The following is a 23,078-nucleotide window of genomic DNA, read 5'->3' as shown; positions in this document are numbered from 1 at the left end:
ACGGGGTTGGAGATCATGCGGCAGCCCTCACCGACGGGGCGCGAAACCAGGCGGCTGCCATCAGGGCCTGCATCCGGGTGCGGTCGAACCGGCCGCCGGGCTTGAGTCCGCCTTCCAGCAACGGCCGCCAGGCCGCGGGGGCGTCCGTGAGGGCGGTGCGGATCTGATCATCGGCCCAGGCGGCGAGGGGGCCGTTAAGCCAGGCGGGGACGGGGCTGGCGAAGCCGAGCTTGTCCCGGCTGCCCCAGACCTCCCTCGGCAGTCCCAGGGCCTTCGCTGCGTCCCGCAGGATCCGCTTCCCCTCGGCCGGATCGGTGATCTTGTATTCGGCCGGCAGCCGGTAGGACAGTTCCACCAGGTCGCGGGCGAGGTAGGGCGAGCGGCGTTCGAGGCCGTAGGCGGAGGCGAGTTTGTCGCTGGTCATCACGAGCGGCCGCCAGGCAGTGGCCAGATCGGCCAGTGTCAGGGCGCGGGCTAGATCTCCGCCGGCCCGGCTCATCGCGCCGCCGACCAGGTCGCGGATACGGCCCTCGGGGTCGGGGCCGCGCAGGATGAGCCGGGTGGCCGCCTCCGCCGGATCCAGCGCCTGCCCGGCGGCGTGCATCAGTTTCGCGGCCAGCGGCCGGTATGCCTCCAGCCCAGCGGCCAGGACGGCGTCGGCGCCGAAGAGGACGAGCGCGTGACGGACGTAGCCCATCAGGAACTCATCCGGCCCCAGCCCGCCGACGACGACCTTGAGACCGAGGTCGGACGCTTTGCGGTAGGCCATGTACTCGGAGAACGTCGACGCGTTGCCCATCGGATAGTCCAGTGCCGAGACCATGTGCGGCAGCACCGTGGTGAAGTCCGCCGTGTCCGGCTCGACCACCACCAGCTCGGCGCCGATGTCCCGGGCGATGGCCGCAGCGGTCTTGGACTCGTCCAGCCGGTCCTGACCCGGGTAGCGGACCGTGATGCAGACCGGCGGACGCATCAGGTAGGCCAGCACCGAGGAGTCCAAGCCGCCCGATAACAGCAGGGCGAAGTCGCCGACCGGGGCCCGCAGCGGGACCTGCTGGGCCAGCACGACCGAGAAGCGGGCCCGAACCTCCGTGAAGTTCCCCTCGAAGGGCTGCTGGTTCTCCAGCGACCACCAGGTGTGCTGGTCGAGGGAGCCGGTGGCGGTGTCGAACGCCATCAGAGTGGCCGGGGCCAGCAGCTGGATGCCCTGGAAGGGGGTGTCGGCGCCGGTCGGGGTCTCGATGGAGACCATCTCAGGCCGCAGGACCGGCGGGGCACTGCCGTAGCCGGTCAGGGTGGTGACCTCGGAGGCGAACGCGAGCCGGCCGCCGTCCAGCCGCCAGTAGAGCGGCTTCTCCCCCAGCCGGTCCCGAGCGAGGAAGAGCTTGCGGACGCGCGGGTCGTAGACGGCCAGGCCAAACATGCCGTCCAGCCCGTCCAGGCAGGATGGGCCGATCTTCGCCCAGGCCCGCAGCAGGAAGTGCGCATCCGACTCACGGGCAGCCAGTTCGATGCCCCAGGCTTTGGCCTGCTGGCGGAAGTTGTAGATCTCGCCGTTGAAGGCCAGCAGCACCCCGGAGGGGCGGTCGAGGTAGGGGCCGGGCATGGCCTGCGGGTCAACGATGAGCAGCGTGTTCATGGCCAGCACCGCCCGCCCGTCGACCGAGGCGGCATGCATCGTGCCGTCCGGTCCTCGATGGGCCTGCGAGGAGCCCATCGCGCCGACCGTCATCTCGTGCCGGGAGGCGTCGCCTCCGGCCAGTCCTGCGATTCCGCACATCTGGTTCACCCCCGAGGGTGGTTGGGATGCCTTGGCGGCGGCCACCGCCGGAAGGAGGTCGCTCCGGTTCCGGCGGTGGCCTGAACCCTCATCACACCGGCTGGGGGTGATCGCGGGGAGGGCTCGCAGGGGGGCTCACAACTCGCATGCGCGGTTCACCGCGAGCCCGCAAGGCAATACCCTCGGTGACCCAACACGCGGGAAACGCGTACGGACGAAAATGCCCAGCTGCCGTCGCGTGCCACTGAACGTGCTCAGTCGCGTACGGCTTCCGGGCGCCGGTCAGTGCGACTCTTCGTGTGCGTAACGCTTAAGTGACTGGTCAGGGGGACGCCGTGACATCGACCGTCCGCCGGAGCCGTCCGCCCAACGCGGATCTGGCCCGGCTCATCGAAGGCTGCGGTGCGAGCCATAAGTCCCTGGCCCACCGGATCAACCAGCTCGCCCAGCAGGCCGGGATGGAGACCGACTACTCGCATACCTCCGTGGCGAACTGGTGCCGGCGCGGGATGACGCCGAAGTGGCCAGTCCCGAGGCTCCTCGCCCAGGCGATCGGTGAACGGCTGGGCAGACCTGTCAGCCTTGGCGAAATCGGTCTGGGCGATGCGCAGACACCGGAAGCGAACATGGGGTTGGATTTCCCGCGAGATCCCGCTGACGCCGTCCGCGTCGCCACTTCATTCTGGAGCTCCGTGAACCGCCGCGATTTCCTCACCACGGGCGCACCCGGCTTCGCCGTATCCGCGTTCACCACCCCCGTCACCCGCTGGCTGGTCACCCCCGCCGACGAGACCGCCGACCACGACGGCGGCCACCAGGTCGGCCGCGCAGACCTCGACGAACTGCACGAGGCCGCCGACGACGCCCGGCGGTGGGACTCCAAATACGGCGGCGGGAACTGGAAGGCCAACTCCGTCACCACCTGCCTCCAGGAGCGGGCGGCCCCGCTGCTGCGGGGCTCCTTCGCCGACGACGTCGGCCGCGAACTGTTCTCCGTCACCGCGGAACTGTCCCGACTGGCTGGCTGGACGGCCTTCGACGTCGGAGAACACGACGTCGCCCAACGGCACTTCGTCCAGGCTCTCCGCCTCGCCCGCGCGGGCGGCGACGTCCAGCTGGGCTGCTATGTCCTGACCACGATGGCCATGCAGTCGCTCCTGCGCGGGTTCGCCGGCGAGGCCGTCGATATGGCCCAGGGCGCCTATGAGCGGGCGAAAGGCCAGGCGGTGCCCCGGGTGCTGGCGTTCACCAAGCTGATCGAGGCCCGCGCCCACGCCCGCGAGAACGATCCCAGGGCCGCCTCCCGGGCCCTGGCCGCCTCCGAGACGCTGCTGGAACAGGCGAAGGACGACAGCGGCGACGAGCCCGCGTGGATCGACTTCTATCACCACTCACGGCTCTCCGCCGACGCCGCCGAGGTCTTCCGCGACCTGAACAACCCCCAGGCCGCCCTGGCCTGGAACCAGCGGGCCGCCGCCATGCCGCCGGGCGTCTTCACCCGCTCCGTCGGCATGCGCCTGGCCATCGTGGGAACCGCCCACCTCCAGGCCCGCGACCTCGATCACGGCCTGGAACTGGGCCACCGGTCCGTCGATATCCTCGCCCGCGTCCAGTCCTCCCGGGCCCTGGACTACGTCCGCGAGTTCAACACCGCCCTCTCTCCCTGGCGGCGCGAACCGGCCGTCCGCGCATTCGTCCAGCGGACCCGCAAGGAACTCGGTGTCGCCGCATGAACAGCGGCTCACCCCCGGGGCTTGAGAACGCGGACGACACCGCCGGTGTCCGCTGACTCACGAAGCTGGTGGTTCTCTACTTCCAGAACGTGGACGACGCGGGCGAACTGCTTGGCCTGCTCTTTCAGCGCGTCACGCTCCTCGCAGACCGCCTTCAGCTTCGCCTTGAGTTCTTCGTTGTGCCTCGCCAGCTGATCAGCGACCGCCGGCCGCACTTCCCGCGCCCGCAACAGCGCATAGAAGAGGTCCTTCAACCCGGTGTGCTTGTGGGTGAGCTTGTTGCGCCTCAGCCCGGCCTCTTCGGCCAGCGCCTTCACCGTCAGCTGGCCGTCGGACCGCAGGGGAACCCCGACCAGCAAGCGGACCATCGCGTCCGTGATCGCCTGGATCTCCGCCGCGTCCTGCGGGCTGTCCGGTGTGGCCGCTGCGGAGACCTGGGCCAGCACAGCCCCGACGGTCTGGGCGATGCCCGCCGACAACGGCGCCTCGGCGCCCGCCGCCGCAGTGGGCTCGGTGGTGGACTGTATCTGGGTCATTCACGCTCCTCAGCGGTCAGGGTGGGCTCGATGCGCGTCGCCCCGTGCGACTCGATGATCAGGTCGAGCTTTTCGATCCGTTGCTCCAAGCGCAGGGCCACGGGCTGCGGGTTCAATCCGTCGGCGAGTTCTTCGGCCAGCTGCTGCTTCTCCACTTGCGCGCGCTCGATATGGGTGTCGGTCCGCGAGATGTTCGCGCAGGCCGGGTTGCAGCGGTTGAAGCTCGGGGTCCGCAAGCCGTTCCCCTGACCGAGATCCGGATCACACAACGCCTTGAAAGGATCCAAGTTGCAGGTCAGGAGGGCATTCTCACTCTCATAGACACGCAAGCGGGGGTTGGCCTGCAACGCGGTGTGCTGGCGCCGGGTGAGGAACCCGCCCTCGTAGCGCGCCCGGAACTCCTGAGCGGCAGCCAGATAACGGCCCGCGGCCGGGCCGCTGACCCCTTCCCCGGCCTCCAGCCGGTCACCCGCCTCGGCCAGGGTCTCGGCGACCGCCAGGCTCTCCTCGAAGTCCAGGACGCTGAGCATGTCGAACTTCGTGCGGCTCCCGTACGACTCCCCCATGGAAGAGCCGACATGGCCGTACTGAAGCCCCAGCGCGAGACGCCCGCCCGGCCGCCGGTAGATGAACCACGCGACGGTTCTGCGAAACCGCCCCAGCGTCAGCGTGTCCTGGGGATCCGGAGGGATCACCTCATGACCGCGCCCATGGACGGTGGCCAGCCCGTTCGCCCAGGCCATCAGGTAGCCGATCCGGTCCTTCACCCAGCCGGTCCTGATCGCCTCGCCATGATGCGCTGAGGCCCGACGCTGCTTGGTGATGCTGGAGGGAAACAGCAAGGTCTCGTCGTGTGCCTGCTCGACCACCGCGATGGCGCGGTGGACCAGCTCGATCACGGTCCACGGCTCGGGGCGCATCTCGCCCTCGGGGACGGTGTTGCCGTCCTCGTCGGTGACGCCCTTGAAATGCCGCCCGTTGACGCGGTAGCGGATGGTGCCGTCCCCGCGCGTCTCACGGTGGGCGCATCCGCGCTCCAGATGGAGGGCTTCTTCCTGCCGCATTCCGGACAAATATGCGATGACCACCAGCGAGGCAGTGACCAGATGCAGAGTCAGATCCTTAACCTCGGCGAAGTCGATGCCATCCGTCCACCGCTCGCCGTCGATCCGGCCCGTGACAGGGATGTCCAGCAAAGCGCCACGGCTGAACTCCAGGTCCGCCCACGCCTCGGGTTGATCACGCATGAAGTTGGCGACCTGCTTCTTGTGGATGCCCAGCGTGCCAGCGATGAACGCCTGGTTCACGCCAGGACGCTGGCCCTGGTCGTGGCCGGTGCGGGCGAGCGTGGCCTTCGCGCGGCGGTCGGCGTTGGGGGCGGTGTAGACCGGAATCGGCTGGCCTGTGACGCGCAGATCCGCGAAGTATCGTTCCAGCACACCCGTGGCTGACCCCGACGATGAGGCCGGGATACGGGCCAGCAGGCGCCGGTGTTCTCCGATGGCGGCCAGGATGTCCGGCGCCAGATCGGTGACGACCCGCAGGGACCAGACCAGGAGCGGGGACATGGTCGCCGGGTGGATCACCTCCGTCTTGTTCTCACCCCGGCCGTCGTCGTTCTCGCCGAGGAAGTCCGTGAGTACGGCCCCGGTGTCGTCCCACGGAGGCATCACCAGCCGGTCCTGCGGCAGCAGAAACGGTGCGTAGGCCCAGATCCGGGTGACCGCGAGCAGGACGTTCCTGTCATGGGCAAACGTCCTGCCCTTCGCGGCGATCATGGACGCAAAGTCCTCCATGACTGCCCGGTCGACCTGGTCGAAGCCGGTGACCTGCCGCTGGACCAGCCAGCGCGTGAACTCCCGCCAGCCCTTCGCCGCGTGGTGGACCGTCCCGGCCGCGATCAAGGGGCGGGACGTCGTGCGGGCGCGTCGCAGCAACACGTCCGGCGTCTCAATATTGATCACGGCCCATCCGATGCGCTGCAACGACGCCTGGAAGGGTTCCGGGAAGGTGTCCCAGTCGAGGAACTTGGTCTCACCGGTCTGCTTGCGCTCCATGTCCGACAAGGCCCACCGCCGGTCGCCGAACACGGAGACGCGTGCGAGGTCGATACCCGGCCGCAGCCGGCCGGCAGGGATCACCGGCGTGTCCGGTGCCGGGTTCACCAGCGTGATGCCGTCGAACAGAGGTGCGGTTGCTTCGCGGATCACGGGTCGAGCCTTCTTTCGAGCATGCGGTCCACGAGGTTCCGGTCGTGGTCGCTGAGCGTGGCCAACAGCGCGGGGCGGGCTTCCACGGGGCAGTGCTTGTCCAGCAGGTCGGCGACACGGGCATGGTGGGCGGCCCAGTCCTGGAGCCAGGCGGACGCGCTGGCCACCGAACGCTGGGCTTCCAGAACCTGGTGGAGGTAGATGATCCGCGGCAGGTGCCGCCCTGTGGCCAGGGCGTTGGGGCAGGCGAAGCACAAGAGGAATGACACCTCGCACGGACCCGACGCGGTGAAGGGGCTGTGCTCGAAGTCGGTGCAGGCGGCCACCGGGGTGTCCAGGCGCCCGCTGACGACACCCTGAGCGGTCTCCGCGCCGACCCCGGCCTGCTCGGCGATCTCCTGCGCGTCCGGGTCCCCGCTGCCGTCGTCCTCGACGATCACACGCATCTGCACCTGGGCCCGGGCTTGGGCCACGGCGGCGCCCAGGGCCTCGGCGACGATGTCGGCGGCATCGTCGCGCACCCCTTGGTCCTGCATGAGGTAGGCGTCACGGTGGACGGTCTCGGTGTTGTTACGTGGGCCGCCGTGGATGACCTGCACCGCATGCCGCACGGTCCTGGAGGCCACCCCTGCGGGGAAGTTCGGATCGTCTGCTTCCTGCTGGCGGGCCCAGGCCCGGATAGCCCACTCCAGCCCTCGGCCGTCAGTGAACGGCCCCGGGTCCTTCGCCCCGCCAGGTGTCACCCGGCGGGACAGGAACAGGGAGGTGGTGGGCGTCCCCAACCGGTCCAAGGTCGCCCGTGCCTGGGCGGATATGTCGAGGACCTGCTGCATGGCCTGGCCCGCGCTGCCTTCGCCGACGTTGACCAGATTGTTGGTGCTGTGGCGCCGCCCACGTCGGCGGGGCTTGTCGGTGACAACGTGGTGGACCGCCGGCTCGTCAGTGTCCTGATCGGCATTCGGCCAGTGCGTGGGGATCTGCATCTTCTCCAGCACCGACATATTCCATGCCTCGTGGCAGGCCAGCAGGATCGCGGCTGCCCCCATCTCCGTGGGTGTCGGGAACAGTCGGGATATCGCCCGGCCGAAGCCCTCCTTCACGATCACTTTCTTGACGCGGTCGGGCATCTGTCCGCACGGCTGGCGCGGAGCGTCAGCCGTGCGGGCCATGTGGTCCAGCAGCTCGCCCCACCGCGCGTCCTCGTCCTCCAGGCCCGCAGCGTTGGCCCGCCAGCGTTCCAGCAGCGTGACGTTGTCCGCGATCCGCAGACGGGCCGTCCTGACGGTCTTGGCCGCCGCGTACCGGATCGCCTTCAGTTCCGCGCGGGAGTATCCGGTCTTGACCGACGGCTTCTGCCGGCGGATGCGGGCCGTGACCACAGCCCTCGTCGCCTCCGGCAGCGACGCAATCTCTCCCAGCACCACACCGAGGGTGGCCCGATCGACGCTGCCCGTCAGCCGCCACCTTTTCCAGTGGGCAGCGGTGAACTGGGCCATCGACGCGATCGGCGGGTCAAGTTCCGCCGCCCAGGCGATGAACGTCTTCAGCCCCCTTGCCCGGGTGCGGTAGGTGTCCTCACTGTCCCAGTGCCGCAGGCCCCGGGCGGCGAAGGCGGCCACGAGCTCACGCCGCATCTGCTCGGGCCCGGGGCTGTCGGTGAAGTCGTAGATGCCCAGCGCCAGCCCGCCCTGGTTGACGGGCCGGACGATCAGCCCGGAGGCATCGACGGCCTGAGGCCGCCGGTAGTCCGCCGGGGGCAGGGCCGCCCCGCGCTTGCGGGCCGTCATGCCACGTCCAGGATCAGACCGGTGCGGGCGGCAAGGCCGGCCAGCAGTTCCTCGTTGCTCGGGTTGTCCTCATCGTTCAGCAACGAGTCCAGTTGCAGTCCACGCAGCGGCTCCAGGTAAATCTCCCGCGTCGTCTCCTCCGAAGCGTGTCCCAGCAGGTCCTTCACCATCACCCACACATTTCCGTAGATATCTTCGTAGTTCCGCCGCTGGGCCGGGGTCAGGCCCAGACGGCGGTCCAGCGCACGGTTGAGCGCGAGCAGAACGCGAAGAGCCATCGAATGCCGCAGCATGTGCGGCGTGGCCCATACCCCCAGGCCCCGGGCCTGGCAGCGCTCGCTGGCCCGCTCGAAGACCTTGCTCCAGCCCCGGTAACGCATCGGCAGACCGGACTCCGCCAGCCACACCATCGCCGGTTCCAGCCCATCGTCCCCCCGGACGAACAGCAGCAGCCGCTGCCGGTCGGTCAGCGTGTCCAAATGGGCCCGTCCGCCCTGGCCGTTCGTCTCCGTCCAGCGCACCAGCCCCCGCCGGGAGACTTCCTCGACGATCCGCCGGCCCTCGATCTGCTCGTAGAGCCCGCGGCGCTGAGCACGGCGGACCGCCTGGGCCCGCGTGGTGATCCGGTAGGTCTCCACGCCCTGCAAGGCCCCATGGCTGGCGTAGAAGAAGCGGCCCGCCCGCTTGGCGACCGCCTTCGCCACGTTCCCGGCGTAGTAACGCCGGTCCCCGAGTGCGGGCAGTTCGGCCGTGACCAGCGTGCCAGCCTCCCGGCGCCGCAGCCCGGTGGAATAGACCAGATCCGCATAAGCGGTGTCCCGGCCGTCGTTGCGGCCCCGCCAGCTCTCGTCCTCCAGCCCGTTGGGCAACAGGCCCCCGAGCCCCACATCACGCCACAGCCGGTAAGCGCGCGGCGTCAGCCACTTCACGTTGGAAGCGCGTACGTCCTTCGGCGCCAACTCGGCGATCTCGGCTATCGCGCCGTCCCGGGTGACGACCGAGCGGGTGCGTACGGGGCTGGCCTGCATGTGCTGCCGCTCCACGGCCAGGTCATAGAACAACCGCATCGCGGCCAGCTCGCGGCCCCACTTCGAGCCGCCGATCGGGCTCGGGTTACCGGCCCCGCGCAGCCGCCAGTCCTCCCAGTCCTCAAGGTCGTCGGCTATCGCCTGGTCCCAGTCCAGTCCCCGCCGCCACAAGAACGTGAAGAACAGCCGGAGATCCGGCACGTACGACTCCTGCGTGCCCTGAGCCTTCACCGCGAAGCGCCCGCGCCGGAAAATCTCTGCCATCCGCGCGTCCACCCGGCCCAGAGGAGAAAGCAGAATTGGCTGGCGGTCCCGGAAACCCAGTGCGCGCTCGCGCTCGCTCAAGTCTTCCCATGCGGCAAGAGCGTCCGTTCCCGAACTGCTAGGTGTACCGCCGTCGCCCACCCAAAACAGACGCCACTCATCCACAACACAGACCTCCACGTGTGCAACACGACCTCGGGCAACACGCGAACTGTAAACAGAATTCAGCGTCCTCCGGGCAGACGAACCGGCCGCCGAGCGCGGCGACGGCGGCCAGATCAGCCGCAGGGTCAAGGCCGGCGGCGCGGAGCGCGTACCCGGCGAGGCGGGAAGCGCTCGCCCCGTGCGGCGGCTCGCACTCCCCCGTCAGCGCGCGGCGCAGCCCCACCGGCCCCAGCCGGCGCAGCCACCGGCCTACGGTGCTGTCACCGGGCTCCACCAACCGCGTCAGTGCCGCCCTCGCCAGTCGCACCTCGTCGGAAGCCCCGCGGCGCCAGCCTGAGGCCGCATCGGCTGTTCTCCCGTCATCCGTTCCCGCTTCCGCCGGACTTTCCGCCATCACGCGCTCCCCACAACGTCCGGCGCTCCCCGGCTGACGCCGGTGCGCAGTTGGAGCGCTCGCATCACGTCATCGCGCAGTGGCCGGTCATGCCCCGCCAGGTCCGCCACCGTCCACGCGACCCTCAGCACCCGGTCCAGGCCGCGAGCGGTGAGAAGGCCGCGTTCCATGTCGCGCTCCGCCTCGCGGAGTGCTCCGGGAGCGGGGTGCCAACGAGTGCGCAGCTCGTAGCCGGGCATCTCACCGTTCGTGCGCCATGGGGTCCCCTCATATCGCGCGCGGGCCCGCTGCCGTGCCTCGCGCACGCGGGATGCCACCACATCCGTGCTTTCGGACTGGCCGTACTCGCCACTGAGCTCCGCTCTGCTGACGGCGCCGACCTTGATACGCAGGTCCATCCGGTCGAGCAGAGGACCGGAAAGTCTGGCCTGGTAGCGGCGGATGGCGGCAGGCGGGCAGGCGCAGCCCTCCCCCAGCTGCCCGTGCCGCCCGCACGGGCATGGATTGGCCGCGAGCAGCAGAAGGAAGCGCGCGGGCATCCGCATCACGCCCGCTGACCGGGCCACCACCACGTGGCCGGACTCCAGCGGCTGCCGCAGCGCGTCCAGCGCCCGGCCGCTGAACTCCGGCGCCTCATCCGCGAAGAGCACCCCTCGGTGCGCCAGCGACACCGCTCCCGGCCGGGGCAGTCCGCTCCCGCCGCCGACGAGGGCCGCCATGGTCGCCGAGTGGTGGGGCGCACAGTAGGGCGGGGCGTCTACGAGGGGCTTACCCGGCGGGAGGATTCCCGCGACGGAATGCACGGCTGTGACCTCAAGGGCCTCGGTGGGCGTGAGGGGCGGGAGGAGGCCCGGCAGCCGCTCAGCGAGCATGGTCTTGCCTGCACCGGGAGGGCCTTTGAGGAAAAGGTGGTGGCCGCCTGCGGCCGCTACCTCCAAAGCCATCCTGGCGGCGCGCTGCCCGGCGACTTCCGCCAGGTCAGGTGGCCTGGCCGCGCCATGGCCGCCCAATCCCGCGCCCGTGTCCATACCTGCTCCCGGCAACGACAGGCCCGCGAGCATCGGGTCAGGGCGGCCGTCCTCGGGCTGTTCCTCCTCTTCGGGCACGGGGGCGTCGGTGAGCACGGCGATGAGCTGGCGCAGGCTGCGGATGCCCAGCACGGAGATCCCAGGAACCAGCGATGCCTCGGCTGCGGTCCGCTCGGGGACGACGACCTGCCGGTATCCGGCGTCGGCCGCCGCCAGCACGGCGGGCAGGACACCCCGCACCGGGCGCACCCGGCCGTCGAGACCCAGCTCCCCGATCATCATGAGGTCGGCGATCTCCCGCGGGTCGATGCGCTCGGCCGCCGACAGCACGGCGCAGGCCACGGCGAGGTCGAAGCCACTGCCACTCTTGGGGACGGACGCGGGGCTGAGCCCGACAGTGAGTTTCTTCTGCGGCCATTCCGCGCCGGAGTTCACGACGGCCGCCCTGACGCGGTCCCGGCTCTCCACCAGGCTCTTGTCGGGCAGACCGACCAGCGTGAAGGCCGCGACACCGGGCTCCAGGTCGGCCTGGACCTCGACCACCACGCCCTCGACTCCGACCAGGGCGACGGAACACGTACGGGCGAAGCTCATCACTCCACCCCCTTCGCGTGCTCGACGACCGGCGCTCCCCGATCGGGCAGGAGAACGCCGATCAGGTCGATCCGCACGCCGCCGGAGGGCGGGCCGCCGTGCAGCTCCAGCCAGCGGTCGGCGAGCCGTCGCAGCCGTTCCCCCTTGACCGGACTGACGGCTGCCATGGGGTGCTCGTACGCACCGGTTCGGCGGGTCTTGACCTCGCAGATGACGAGCGCGTCGCCGTCCAGGGCGACGATGTCGATCTCACCGGCGCGGCAGCGCCAGTTGCGCGCGAGCACCGTCATTCCGGCCGCGGCCAGGGTGCGCACCGCCAGGTTCTCGCCGTAGCGTCCGAGTGCACGGCGTGCCTGTGACGGGCTCGGCTCGCCTACTGGGGACGCTCGCGGTCCGTCGGGCGGGCCGGGGACCGGGGGGCTCGATGGGCGGGCTGGGCTGGGTCGTGTGGGACGTACGGCACGGCGTTCCGGCGGTACGGGGCGTCGCTCCCCGGATGTTCGCGGCATGGGCACCACCTCCGGCACCGACTGTGCCGCCCCTGCCCGCAACTTTTGGATCTTGGTGGATATCCGTGGGATTGTGGATAACTCGCTCACCCATTCGGGTGGCGAGATGCCGATCCGGGGTCTGCGGTGATCCCTAGCTGTTAAAGCCCGATTCCCCTGAGGTCAGATCGAGGTCGCTCTTGTTGAGCTCTTCGATGTTCACGTCCTTGAATGTAAGGACACGGACCTGCTTGACGAAGCGAGCCGGGCGGTACATGTCCCATACCCAGGCATCAGCCATGGAGACCTCGAAGAAAACCTCGCCCTGGACCGAGTGCACCTGCATCTCGTAATCGTTGGTGAGGTAGAAACGCCGCTCGGTCTCAATCACGTATTTGAACAGACCGACGACATCGCGGTACTCCCGGTAGAGCTTCAGCTCCATCTCGGTCTCGTACTTTTCGAGGTCCTCGGCGCTCATGGCATGTTCCCCTTCAGCCGTGCGTCCCCCCATTGTGCGTCAGACGCGCTCAGTCTCCAGGACCACCGGCGCACTAGGGGGTCCCTCGTCGAGCAGCGTACGCAGCAGTTCGGCGAGTCTGGTCGGATACACCGTCTCATGAGCGGCGAACAGTTCTTCGGAGGTCCACCAGCGCAGCCCCGTGACGCTACGCCGCTCAAGGTCGGTCTGGCCGCCGGTGCGTGTCAGCGTTTGGGACGTTCTGGCCAGGTAGTACCACTCATCCTGGTCCCACCTGCGCCCGTCGAACGGGAACGAGCACACACGCTGCCAGATCACCGGCCCCAGCCGCACATCAGTGATGCCGGTCTCTTCCGCCAGCTCCCGCAGGGCTGCCTGCTCCCGGGTCTCCCCCGCCTCAAGGCCGCCGCCCGGAGTGAACCACCAGGTCATCGACGGATCGTCCGGCTCGAAGCCGTGCATCAGCAGAATCCGGTCATCGGGGTCGAGCAGGATCACCCGCGCCACTTTGCGCAGCGCGGACTCACCCGCTGTCGCCGGTATGCCGTCAGCCACTGCTCCTCGCCGTTCCCTTCTCGCCCCTTCGGGCCTCGCCGGGCGCGCCCGGCGCCCCAGTATCACCGGCGGCGCCCGCGTTCCCGGAGGCACTGGGGGAGTCGGCGGGCCCCGCGCCGGTTCCGGTGGACGCACCGGCCCCAGGGGCCTTGCCTGCCTCGCCCCGTGCCCCGGGCCCCGTAGCGCCGCCCCGCTTGCTCTTGCCGCCACCGGCACACCGTGCGACCGGTCCGTAGGCGGCACCGCCCAGGATGAGTACGGCGCCGACCACCACCATGATCACGATCAGCTGTAGTGGACCAGGCTGCGACACGCCACCTGGAAGATCGTCGAACGCCGACGGCCGGTCGAGCATCCCCACGGAACCCAGCGGCCACGCTGTACCGTCCACGCGCGCGTCCACCGCGTCCCGCGACACCGCCCCGTGGTCACCGTCGGTGAGGTGCCCCCGGGAGTCGACCGAGGTGTCGCGGTTGTCGCCCAGGAGGAAGAGCTTGTCCTCAGGCACCGTGGCGGAGAACTTGTTCGGCGAGACAGGACCGTCGCCGGGTACGTAGGACTCGTCGATGGCCTTGCCGTTGACCGTCAGCCGACCCTGCTCGTCGCAGCAGGCGACCTTGTCGCCGCCGACCCCGACCACCCGCTTCACCATCGGCATGTCGCCCCACACCGAGTCGCGGAAGACCACCACGTCGCCACGGCGTACGTCGCCGCCGTCAATGCGCTCGGCGAGCACCCGGTCGTCCTTGGCGATGGTGGGCGACATCGAGTCCGTGGGAACGGTGTACGGCTGGTAGAGCACCGCGCCCCACGCGAACCCTCCGAGGAAGAGCACACAGCCGATGGCGACCGCCAGCCCGGACAGTACGTTGCCCCGGCGGCTCGGCCCCCCGCTCGTACGCGCAGCTCCACTCATTCCACTCTCCTGTCGCCCGGCAGCGCCCCGTACAGGCACGCCCCGCGTCGGATGTCCGCACCCATGCCCGGCTACCCCTCCCACGTCGGCTGACCGCGGCCCCCGGAGCGGAGGCGCGGTCCACACGCCCGGGGCACGGAGCACGGGGCACGGGTCCGCACCCTACCCGGCGGTATGGGCGCCGTCAGCCCCTGCTATGCCTTCTTGATCAGCCGACGACGGCGCCACAGCACCAGCGGCAGCGCGCCCGCGAAACCGGCGACCGTCGGAGTCACGGACGCCGCGGCGCTGATTCCCGGCTGGTCGAAGGTGTCAGGGATGGGAAGCGTCCCCCAGCGGTTGACTGGCCACGCCTTGACGATCGCCCGGCCGACGACCTCGTCGACCGAGACGGTGCCGTTGTCTAGATCCTGGTGGTAGCGGGAGTCGAGCGAGTCCTGGCGGTGGTCGCCCATGACCCAGATCCGGCCGTCCGGTACGTGGATCGGCCCGAATTCCTTGTCACCACAGGGTGTGTCACCCGGGAAGATGTACGGCTCGTCAAGCGCCTTGCCGTTGACCTTGACCGGGCCGTCGTTCTTGCACTCAACCGTGTCGCCGCCCACCGCGATGACCCGCTTGATCAGATCCTTGTCCTCCGCCGACGGCATCAGGCCGATGAAGCTGAGCACCTTCTGCATGCCTTCGGCGACTGGGCCGGAGTCGGACTGCGGCGCTTCGTCCAGCCAGCCGCCCGGGTCGTGGAAAACGACGACTTCGCCGCGCTCCGGCTCCGATCCGAACCACGGCGTCAGCTTGTCGACCAGCACCCGGTCTCCGCGCTGCAGCATGTTCTGCATGGAGTCGGAGGGGATGGAGAAAGCCTGCACCAGAAACGTCTTGATCAGCAGCGCGAGCAGCAGCGCGATACCGATGAGAAGCGGCAGTTCCCTCCAGAAGGAACGGTGCTTCTTCTGCTTCGCGGCACTCGCTCCGCCGCTCTCCTGGCGCTCGTCATCCTCGTCGGGCTGGTCGGGATCGCCCGTCCGGGCATGCGGTCCCGGCTGGCCCGGAAGCGGGGCAGCGTCCGCGCTCTCGGCCCCGTCGGCGCGGGGCCACGGGGCGTTTGCGGCGTCCGCCCCGTGCGTGGCGGGCGTGTCGCGGAGACCGGGGCTTCCGTCGGCGCTCGCCTCGTACTGGGTCCGGGCCTCGGACGACTGGGCTTCGGGCGCCTCGTTCACGGATGGCTCACCGAGTCGTCCTGGCCGCCCCTCGGGCTCTTCGTGTCCGGACCGTGCGCCGACCGCCAAATCCCCCACATCCACTCCTCTTGCCGCGCTGCCGCCTGCCCCAGGTCCGGCGCAGGCCCACCAATCCCATAACGAGCGGGAGTTCCGCAAGGGTCGGGGGATGGGTCAATCCTTGCGCTTCTGGAGGAAACGCACTGCCTGGGGACACACTATGCGCAGTGCCGCCGTCTCGTTGCTGGGCGTCACCCGCGTCGCGTACGGAGGCGAACGTCTCCGGCTCGTCCAGTTGTCGCCAGTGGCCGAACGGCCAGGCGATGACCACGGCCCGGCCGACCACCAGGTCCTCCGAGATGGTGCCGCGCCCCTCGTCGTCGAGGTGGTAGCGGGAGTCGGCCGAGTTGGAACGGTGGTCGCCCATCACGAAGATGCGGCCCTGCGGCACCGTCACGCGGAACTTGAGCTTGGACGGGGCGTCCCCGGGGTGCAGATAGGGCTCGTTCAGTGGAGTGCCGTTGACCGTGACGCGACCGTTCTTGTCGCAGCAGCGCACCGTGTCGCCGCCCACACCGATGACGCGCTTGATCAGGTCTTGCTCGTCGGCGGACGGCAGCAGTCCGATGAACGTCAGTGCCTGCTTGGCCTGCTTGATGCCCACCGGGTCGTCCCCGCTGGGCTTCTGTTCGTCCTCCAGCCAGCCACCGGGGTCCTTGAAGACCACGACGTCACCACGTTCGGGCTTGGAGCCGAACCACGGGGTGAGCTTGTCCACCAGTACCCGGTCGCCGATCTTGATCGTCTGCTCCATGGAGCCGGACGGGATGACGAACGCCTGGACGAGAAAGGTCTTGAGCCCCAGCGCGATGAGCAGCGCCACGACTATCAGTACCGGTATCTCCTTGATCGCGGAGCGGCGGCGTCTGCGCTTGATACGGCGGGCGGCCCTGCGCCGCTCGGCCCGACCACCTGTCGGCCGTCGTGGCCCCGTCGTCCGCTCGCCCTCTGCTGACGGCGGCTCCTGCCCGGCGGGCTCCGGGTCGGTCTCGTACGGGTATCCGGGGCGCTGCTCCTGGCCGTACGGCGGCGAGTCCGGCCCGTGGCTGCCCCCGAACGCTGCTCCGCGCGCCGGGCTTCCCGCCCCGTAGGCCTCATATCCGGCTCCGGGGCGTCCGCCCGCGGCTGTCGCGCGTCCGGCCCCGTGGACTGTGCCAGGCACGTATCCGTACGGGGCCCCAGTGTCATGAGCGGTGTCGTACGGCTCACGCGTGAGGGCGTCAGCCGCCCCGCGCCCCGTGCCGTATCCGTTCCCCGGCGGGAAACCGGCCGGCGGCGTGTATCCGACCGGTCCGGCTGTTGCGTGTCCGGGTCCGTGCCCCGTGGACGGCGGCACCGTCTGCTGGCCCAGTGGCGGTGCCGACTGCTCCGGTGGCTGGCCCTGCTGCTCCGGTGGGCCAGCGCCGCGGTGTCCGGAGCGAGGCCGTCCGCGGTTACCCATGCGCCCTGCCCGGCTCCGGGGCCGGGCTGGGCTCCGGTACCCGGGCGAACACCTCCGGCCGGTGCAGTGTCCGCCAGCGGCCCAGCGGCCAGCCGATCCAGTCGGCCCGCCCGATGACCTTGCCGACCGGCACGGAGCCACCGCCTGGTGCGCCGAGCAGGTCACGTGAGTCACGCGAGGCGCTGCGGTGATCCCCCATGACCCACAGCTTTCCCTGTGGCACCACGATGTCGAACCGCACTTGCGACGGAGCGTCCCCAGGACGCAGGTAGTCCTCGTCCACCGGCTGCCCGTTCACCTTGATCCTCCCCCGCTTGTCACAGCAGGTGACCCGGTCACCTCCGGTGCCCACCACACGCTTGACGTAGTCGGTTTCGGCCGGTTCGGCGAGCCCGACCGAGGCGGCCGCCTCGCGGAAGAACGACGTCACCGGGTTCTCCGACGGCTCGTCCTGCGTGAAGGAGCCGGTGCCGTCGAAGACCACTACGTCGCCGCGCTGCGGCTCGTCACCGAAACGGTACGCCAGCTTGTTCACGAGCACCCGGTCGCCGACCTTCAAGGTGTTTTCCATGGAGGTGCTGGGGATCAGGAAGGGCTGCACCACGAAGGCGCTCAGCAGCAGGACGACTGTGACGCAGGCCGTGGCGAGCAGCCCCGCACGGCGCCAGGGCCCCCCGCCGGTCAGCCATCCCAAACGCACGGAGCGCGACCGCTCCTCCGGCCCCTCTGCGGGGGCGGGAGAGCGGTCGCGCTCCGAAGTCTGTGCGTCGGTGTCCATCGGGCTCAGAGCCTAACCGGCCTGCCTGAGCCGCCTGGCACACGCTCGGCTCAGTTGTCGCGCTTCTCCTTGATCTTCGCGGCCTTGCCGCGGAGCTCACGGAGGTAGTACAGCTTCGCGCGACGGACGTCACCGCGGGTCACGAGCTCGATCTTCTCGACGATCGGGGTGTGCACCGGGAAGGTGCGCTCGACGCCGACGCTGAAGCTGACCTTGCGGACCGTGAAGGTCTCGCGCACGCCCGAGCCCTGGCGGCGGATGACGACGCCCTTGAACTGCTGGACACGGGAGCGGTTGCCCTCGATGACGCGGACGTGGACGTTGACCGTGTCACCCGGGCGGAAGGCCGGGAGGTCGCTGCGCAGCGACGCGGAGTCGACGCTGTCAAGAAGATGCATGACGTCTGCTTTCTTCGCTGATGCCACAGGTCATCAACGGGATATTCGGAATGATCAGAGGTGCCGCCCCGTCGGGCGGACGTCGTTCCCCCTGTGGCAGGGGCGCGCGCCGGACGGACAACAGCGGCCTATTCTTCCACGTCTTCCCCCGGCGGCCCAAATCGGCCGCCCGCCCCCTCGACCCAGCCCAGGGCCGCGAGGATCGCGCGGTCTCCTTTGTCGAGTGCCGCCGGGTCGCAGCGCTCGATCAGGTCCGGGCGGTGGCTGACGGTGCGGCGGAACGCCTCGTCCCGCCGCCAGCGGGCGATCTTGCCGTGGTGGCCGCTGACGAGGACGTCGGGGATGCCGCGCCCCCGCCACTCCGGAGGCTTGGTGTAGACGGGGCCCTCCAGCAGGTCCGCCATGGCGCCGGGAGCGAAGGAGTCGTCACGGTGCGACTCGGCGTTGCCGAGCACTCCCGGCAGCAGCCGGGCCACGGCCTCCGTGATCACCAGCACCGCCGCTTCGCCTCCGGCGAGCACGTAATCGCCGATGGAGACCTCATGGACTTCGAGCCGCTCGCCGTACTCGTCGATGACGCGCCGGTCGATGCCCTCGTAGCGGGCGGGTGCGAACACCAGCCACGGCCGCTGGGACAGCTCGACCGCGAGCGTCTGGGTGAAGGGCCGGCCGCTGGGCGTCGGGATGACGAGCGTCGGCTTGGCACCGTCACCGCCCGCCTCCGCCTCGCCGTCGCCCGCGCCAGAGGCGATGACCGCGTCAAGCGCCTCGCCCCACGGCTCAGGCTTCATGACCATGCCCGGCCCACCGCCGTACGGGGTGTCGTCCACCGTGTTGTGGCGGTCATGCGCCCACTCCCGCAGGTCGTGGACGCGTACGTCGAGCTGCCCGCGCGCGCGTGCCTTGCCGACCAGCGAGACGTTCAGCGGCTCCAGGTACTCGGGGAAGATCGTGATGACGTCGAGCCGCATCAGCTGTCGTCCCTGCTGCTCGCGATCTCGGCCTGGCCCTCGTCGAGCAGGCCGGGGGGCGGGTCGATCACGGCGCGCTGTTCCTCAAGATCGATCTCCGGCACGATCTCGGCGACGAACGGGACCATCACCTCGGTGCCATCGGGGCGCTTCACGATGAGCAGGTCCTGATGCGGAAGGTGGGAGACCTCCGCGATGCGGCCGACTGCCGCCCCGTCCACGGTCACCACGTCGAGGTCGATCAGCTGGTGATCGTAGAACTCCTCGGGGTCCTCGGGGACGTCCTCGGGATCGATCTCGGCGATGAGCAGGACGTTACGCAGCGCCTCGGCGCCCGTACGGTCCTTGACGCCCGCGAAGCGCAGCAGCAGGCGGCCGCTGTGCACGCGGCCGGTTTCGATGGTCAGCGGTCCGGCCGACGCCGGCTCCGTGGCGAGGACGGCGCCCGGCGCGAGCCGCACCTCGGGCTCGTCGGTGCGCACCTCGACGGTGACCTCGCCCTTGATGCCGTGAGCGCGGCCGACGCGCGCGACTACCAGCTGCACTGTGCGTTTCCTTCTCTGCTCTTCACGAGGGCCTCTACGAGGGTGGGGACGGGGCCCGAAGGCGTGGTGGGGGCTTGAGGCGCCGGAAGGCGGGTGCTCGACGACGCACGGGGCGCCACGGGCCGTGAATCCTACGGGCACGGGGCACGGGGCACGGGGCACGGAGCGCCGCGGCCAGGCGTGCGGGCCGCGAGCCGAAAGCGGCACGGGCCGGGAACGGCATCAGCCGTTCCCGGCCCGTGCCGGTGCTCTTTCGCTCTTCAGCGAACCTGGTCCACGTCGACAAGGTCGACGCGGATACCACGGCCGCCGATAGCGCCCACGACAGTACGCAGCGCGCGTGCGGTGCGGCCGTTACGGCCGATCACCTTGCCGAGGTCGTCGGGGTGTACCCGGACCTCCAGCACACGTCCACGACGCAGGTCGCGCGATGCGACCTGCACCTCGTCGGGGTTGTCGACGATGCCCTTCACCAGGTGCTCGAGGGCTTCCTCGAGCATCCTCAGGCCTCGGTCGACTCGGTGGACTCAGCAGCCGGGGCCGCCTCGTCCGACTTCTTGTCAGCCTTCTTCGCCTTCGGGGTGATCGCCTCACCCTTCGGCTCGTCACCGGCGTCCTTGGCAGCGGCCTCGAACAGCGCGCGCTTGTCGGCCTTCGGCTCAGCGACCTTCATCGGGGGCGGGGCGGGCAGACCCTTGAACTTCTGCCAGTCACCGGTGACCTTGAGGATGGCTGCGACCGGCTCGGTCGGCTGCGCACCGACACTCAGCCAGTACTGCACGCGCTCCGAGTCGACCTCGATGCGCGACGGGTTCTGCACCGGGTGGTACAGGCCGATCTCCTCGATGGCCCGGCCGTCACGGCGGGTACGGGAGTCGGCAACGATGATGCGGTAGTGAGGCGCGCGGATCTTGCCCAGGCGCTTCAGCTTGATCTTGACTGCCACGGGAGTGGGTGTCTCCTGGTCTTGACGTGGTTGAGCACTGCGATGTGCCGCGTGGGGTTGCGGTACCCGAGTGCCCGATGGACGCGTCAGCCGGAGGAGAGAGGGGTCCTGTTCGACTGTCGAGTACAGCTGTTCATTGTGCCATACCGCTGCCGGGTCAGCCGACCGCGACCACTTCGGGGATACGGAAGGGCTTGCCGCATCCTCCGCACATGATCGGGGCCTGGGCAAGGACGGACGGTACGACTCTGACGTTGCGGCCGCAGTCGCACACAGCCTTGACCCGCACACCGCCACCGGACGAGCCATGCCGCGCGGCCGGGCCGCGGAAGCTGCGGGCGGTGTCGGACGCGGTCGCCACCGTATGCGCCTTGAGGGCGCGCTGGAGGCGCTCGATCGTCGGGCGGTAACGCTTTCTCGCTTCTGGGTTCAGCGTGACCAAGGAGAAGCCGCTGCTGGGATGTGGCTCCTCGGCATGGTCGAGTCCCAGCTCCTCGGCGATCGCCAGGAACCGGCGGTTGTGGTAGCGGCCTGCGCGCGAGGTGTCGCGGACGCCGCGGGTGGCGGCGATGCCGTGAACTGCCTCGTGCAGAAGCCGTTCGAATGAGAGCTCGTGGCCGCAAGCGGACGACGACTCTCCGATCAAGGATTCGGGCGCGGCGAGATCCGGCAGCTCGGGGTGGTGCCGTTGAATATCGGCCCACGCCTGCGCCAGTTCCGCGGCGAGAACAGGTGGTGTCGTGCTCACGTCGTGACAACGAGCGGTGGTGTCCGGGTGTTCCGATTCCGGGCATCCCAAATAATTTGCACGTACCAGTCGGTTCACGCTGATGCCTCCTGACGAGGGCGGGTGCGCAGATCTGCGGATGAGCGGTACGGCGCGCGTCAAGCCGGTACGTACTGGTGCGTACGCCCCAGCGTGCGGGCGCGCCCGCACGCTGGGCTGGAGCCTCAAGCCCGCGCTCGCTCGCACGTGCGCGCCCCGCTATGCCGCCCCTTCCCACAGGGCGATCGCGGCGGCGTCGCGCGCCGCAAGCCACAGCGACGCGACGGGCGTGGATATCTCCAGCCGAGTGTGCGCGCCGTCCAGCCGTGCCCCGTGTCCGGCACGGCTGGGTGTCCGGCCGCGCTCCGTGCTCCGCGTCGGCCCGCCCCGTCCCGCGCTCAGTAAGCGCGGGCGACGATGGCGACCGTACCGGGAGCGTCGTCCGCGTCCGGCACCGACCCATCCTCGGCGATCAAACACCGCACGGACACAGCCTGTTCAGCCAGTTTGGCTTCGCCCTCGGGGCCGAGATCCGCCCAGCGAATTCGGGCCCAGCCGCCTGCCGTAGCGGCTTCAGCGGCCTCGTCGATGGTGGAGACATCCGAGGTACGGGCCTCGCGGCGCTCGCGCGACTGCCGGAGGAGGAGCGCCTGGTCCTCTTCGAGGATCGCGGGCAGCGACTCGGCCAGCGTCTCGGTGCGTACGGGCTCCTTGCCACCAGGAATGCGGCGGGCGAGCATCGCGGTGCCGTTCTCCAGGTCGCGGGGGCCGATCTCGATACGGACCGGCACGCCCTTGAGCTCCCAGTCCACAGCGCGGCGGCCGAACGGGATGTCCACCCGGTCGTCGACCTGCACCCGGATGCCCGCGGCCTTCAGCTTGTCGCCCAGGGCGCGCACCGCGGCGACGGACTCCTCGCCCTTGATGGCCAGGACAACGGCCTGAACCGCCGCCAGTCGCGGCGGCACCCGCAGCCCGTTGTCGTCGCCGTGCGACATGATCAGCCCGCCGACCATGCGGGTCGAGACGCCCCACGAGGTCTGCCAGACGAGCTCGCGGCCGCCCTCCTTGGAGAGGTACTGCGTGTTGAACGCCTTGGCGAAGTTCTGGCCGAGCTCATGGCTCGTACCCAGCTGCAGGGCCTTGCCGTCGCCCATCATGCCCTCAAGCGTGAGGGTGTTGATCGCGCCCGCGAACCGCTCCTTGGCCGTCTTGCGGCCCAGCACCACATCAATGCCGAGGACGTTCAGCATGAAGTCGGCGTAGACGTCCCGGTGGATGCGCGCCGCGTACTGCTGCGCGTCCTCGTACGTGGCGTGGGCGGTGTGGCCCTCCTGCCAGAGGAACTCGGAGGTGCGGAGGAACACGCGGGGGCGCATCTCCCAGCGGACGACGTTCGCCCACTGGTTGATCAGTAGGGGCAGGTCCCGGTAGCTCTGCACCCACTTCGAGAAGTACTCGTTGACGATCGTCTCGGACGTGGGGCGCACCACGACCGGCTCGTCGAGCTCCTTGCCGCCGCCGTGTGTGACGACGGCCAGCTCGGGGGCGAAGCCCTCGACGTGCTCGGCCTCGCGCGTCAGGTACGACTGCGGGATGAAAAGGGGAAAGTACGCGTTGGAGGCGCCCGCTTCCTTGATGCGTGCGTCCAGCTCCTGCTGCATCCGCTCCCACAGGCCGTACCCGTAGGGACGGATGACCATGGTGCCGCGCACGGGGCCGTTGTCGGCCAGCTCGGCCTTGTTGATCAGATCCTGGTACCAGCGCGGGAAATCGTCCGCCTGGGGAGTGAGTACGGGAGCCTTTGCCATGGCCCAGATCGTACGGGGCCGCCATCCCTGAGCGTGAATCGCTGCCCCGGTCTCCAGGGCGCTGCGCTCCGGGGCGAGCGCCACCACCAGCCCCGATCGCACCGCCCCGTGCTCCGTGCTCCGTGCTCCGTGCTCCGTGCTCCGTGCTCCGTGCTCCGTGCTCCGTGCTCCGTGCTCCGTGCT

At 69.8% G+C, this 23,078-nt stretch carries 19 protein-coding genes and 2 pseudogenes; 1 reads left to right on the top strand and 20 read right to left on the bottom strand.

The genetic code is table 11. The features are described from left to right. Window positions 1–13: 13 nt before the first annotated feature. A complete protein-coding gene (locus tag AC5P1B_RS34075; protein WP_493891887.1) occupies window positions 14–1,780 on the bottom strand; it encodes an asparagine synthetase B family protein in 1,767 nt (588 codons plus the stop codon). Window positions 1,781–2,115: 335 nt separating this feature from the next. Between AC5P1B_RS34075 and AC5P1B_RS34070 the strand changes: the two genes are divergently transcribed. After that, a complete protein-coding gene (locus AC5P1B_RS34070; RefSeq protein WP_493891886.1) occupies window positions 2,116–3,513 on the top strand; it encodes an NsdA family TPR-like regulatory protein in 1,398 nt (465 codons plus the stop codon). An 8-nt stretch (window positions 3,514–3,521) separates the two neighbouring features. On the opposite strand, the gene AC5P1B_RS34065 is transcribed toward AC5P1B_RS34070, so the two are convergent. The 19 genes and pseudogenes from AC5P1B_RS34065 to proS form a co-directional block, all read right to left on the bottom strand. Then, window positions 3,522–4,049, bottom strand: coding sequence for a hypothetical protein (locus tag AC5P1B_RS34065; protein WP_493891885.1), 528 nt, complete (start codon window positions 4,047–4,049; stop codon window positions 3,522–3,524). Beyond that, a complete protein-coding gene (locus AC5P1B_RS34060; RefSeq protein WP_493891884.1) occupies window positions 4,046–6,259 on the bottom strand; it encodes a hypothetical protein in 2,214 nt (737 codons plus the stop codon). The genes AC5P1B_RS34065 and AC5P1B_RS34060 overlap by 4 nt, the downstream gene beginning before the upstream one ends. Beyond that, the gene (locus AC5P1B_RS34055) at window positions 6,256–8,046 is read right to left on the bottom strand and encodes a hypothetical protein (RefSeq protein WP_493891883.1); all 1,791 of its coding nucleotides are present in this window, start codon (window positions 8,044–8,046) and stop codon (window positions 6,256–6,258) included. The genes AC5P1B_RS34060 and AC5P1B_RS34055 overlap by 4 nt, the downstream gene beginning before the upstream one ends. After that, window positions 8,043–9,338 carry a site-specific integrase gene (locus AC5P1B_RS34050; protein WP_493891882.1) on the bottom strand — a complete coding sequence of 432 codons (1,296 nt, stop codon included), beginning with the start codon at window positions 9,336–9,338 and terminating at the stop codon, window positions 8,043–8,045. The genes AC5P1B_RS34055 and AC5P1B_RS34050 overlap by 4 nt, the downstream gene beginning before the upstream one ends. Before the next feature lie 558 nt (window positions 9,339–9,896). Next, window positions 9,897–11,519, bottom strand: a complete 1,623-nt coding sequence (locus tag AC5P1B_RS34045) for a YifB family Mg chelatase-like AAA ATPase (RefSeq protein ID WP_493891881.1) — start codon at window positions 11,517–11,519, stop codon at window positions 9,897–9,899. Further along, a pseudogene (locus tag AC5P1B_RS34040) lies at window positions 11,519–11,872 on the bottom strand (YraN family protein); the annotation flags it as partial. The gene AC5P1B_RS34045 and the pseudogene AC5P1B_RS34040, both read right to left, overlap by 1 nt. 289 nt (window positions 11,873–12,161) lie before the next feature. Next, a complete protein-coding gene (locus tag AC5P1B_RS34035) occupies window positions 12,162–12,488 on the bottom strand; it encodes a DUF2469 domain-containing protein (RefSeq protein ID WP_184572634.1) in 327 nt (108 codons plus the stop codon). 39 nt (window positions 12,489–12,527) lie between these two features. After that, window positions 12,528–13,043 carry an NUDIX hydrolase gene (locus AC5P1B_RS34030; RefSeq protein WP_493891880.1) on the bottom strand — a complete coding sequence of 172 codons (516 nt, stop codon included), beginning with the start codon at window positions 13,041–13,043 and terminating at the stop codon, window positions 12,528–12,530. Window positions 13,044–13,236: 193 nt separating this feature from the next. Next, window positions 13,237–13,959: pseudogene (lepB, locus tag AC5P1B_RS34025) on the bottom strand (signal peptidase I); the annotation flags it as partial. A 194-nt stretch (window positions 13,960–14,153) separates the two neighbouring features. Further along, window positions 14,154–15,257, bottom strand: coding sequence for a signal peptidase I (lepB, locus tag AC5P1B_RS34020; RefSeq protein ID WP_493891879.1), 1,104 nt, complete (start codon window positions 15,255–15,257; stop codon window positions 14,154–14,156). Next, the gene (lepB, locus tag AC5P1B_RS34015) at window positions 15,187–16,401 is read right to left on the bottom strand and encodes a signal peptidase I (RefSeq protein ID WP_493891878.1); all 1,215 of its coding nucleotides are present in this window, start codon (window positions 16,399–16,401) and stop codon (window positions 15,187–15,189) included. Before lepB (AC5P1B_RS34015) ends, lepB (AC5P1B_RS34020) begins: the two co-directional genes overlap by 71 nt. Before the next feature lie 271 nt (window positions 16,402–16,672). After that, window positions 16,673–17,458 carry a signal peptidase I gene (gene lepB / locus AC5P1B_RS34010; RefSeq protein WP_493891877.1) on the bottom strand — a complete coding sequence of 262 codons (786 nt, stop codon included), beginning with the start codon at window positions 17,456–17,458 and terminating at the stop codon, window positions 16,673–16,675. A 50-nt stretch (window positions 17,459–17,508) separates the two neighbouring features. Continuing rightward, window positions 17,509–17,856 (bottom strand): 50S ribosomal protein L19, encoded by a 348-nt coding sequence (rplS, locus tag AC5P1B_RS34005; protein WP_493891876.1) that lies wholly within the window; start codon window positions 17,854–17,856, stop codon window positions 17,509–17,511. Window positions 17,857–17,984: 128 nt separating this feature from the next. After that, window positions 17,985–18,827 carry a tRNA (guanosine(37)-N1)-methyltransferase TrmD gene (gene trmD, locus AC5P1B_RS34000; protein WP_493891875.1) on the bottom strand — a complete coding sequence of 281 codons (843 nt, stop codon included), beginning with the start codon at window positions 18,825–18,827 and terminating at the stop codon, window positions 17,985–17,987. After that, the gene (gene rimM, locus AC5P1B_RS33995) at window positions 18,827–19,372 is read right to left on the bottom strand and encodes a ribosome maturation factor RimM (RefSeq protein WP_493891874.1); all 546 of its coding nucleotides are present in this window, start codon (window positions 19,370–19,372) and stop codon (window positions 18,827–18,829) included. The genes trmD and rimM overlap by 1 nt, the downstream gene beginning before the upstream one ends. A gap of 260 nt (window positions 19,373–19,632) precedes the next feature. Beyond that, window positions 19,633–19,872 carry an RNA-binding protein gene (locus AC5P1B_RS33990; protein ID WP_362211881.1) on the bottom strand — a complete coding sequence of 80 codons (240 nt, stop codon included), beginning with the start codon at window positions 19,870–19,872 and terminating at the stop codon, window positions 19,633–19,635. Window positions 19,873–19,874: 2 nt separating this feature from the next. Next, a complete protein-coding gene (gene rpsP, locus AC5P1B_RS33985) occupies window positions 19,875–20,318 on the bottom strand; it encodes a 30S ribosomal protein S16 (protein WP_493891873.1) in 444 nt (147 codons plus the stop codon). A 157-nt stretch (window positions 20,319–20,475) separates the two neighbouring features. Then, entirely contained in the window at window positions 20,476–21,066 is a 591-nt protein-coding gene (locus AC5P1B_RS33980; protein WP_493891899.1) for a hypothetical protein, read from the bottom strand. Between the two features lie 416 nt (window positions 21,067–21,482). Beyond that, window positions 21,483–22,895: a proline--tRNA ligase gene (proS, locus tag AC5P1B_RS33975; protein ID WP_493891872.1), complete on the bottom strand. Its 1,413-nt coding sequence runs from the start codon at window positions 22,893–22,895 to the stop codon at window positions 21,483–21,485. Window positions 22,896–23,078 lie beyond the last annotated feature (183 nt).

The organism is Streptomyces sp. A01, from assembly GCF_059026195.1.
Note: the sequence above shows the minus strand (reverse complement) of the source record. Positions and strands in the feature narration are given on the sequence as shown.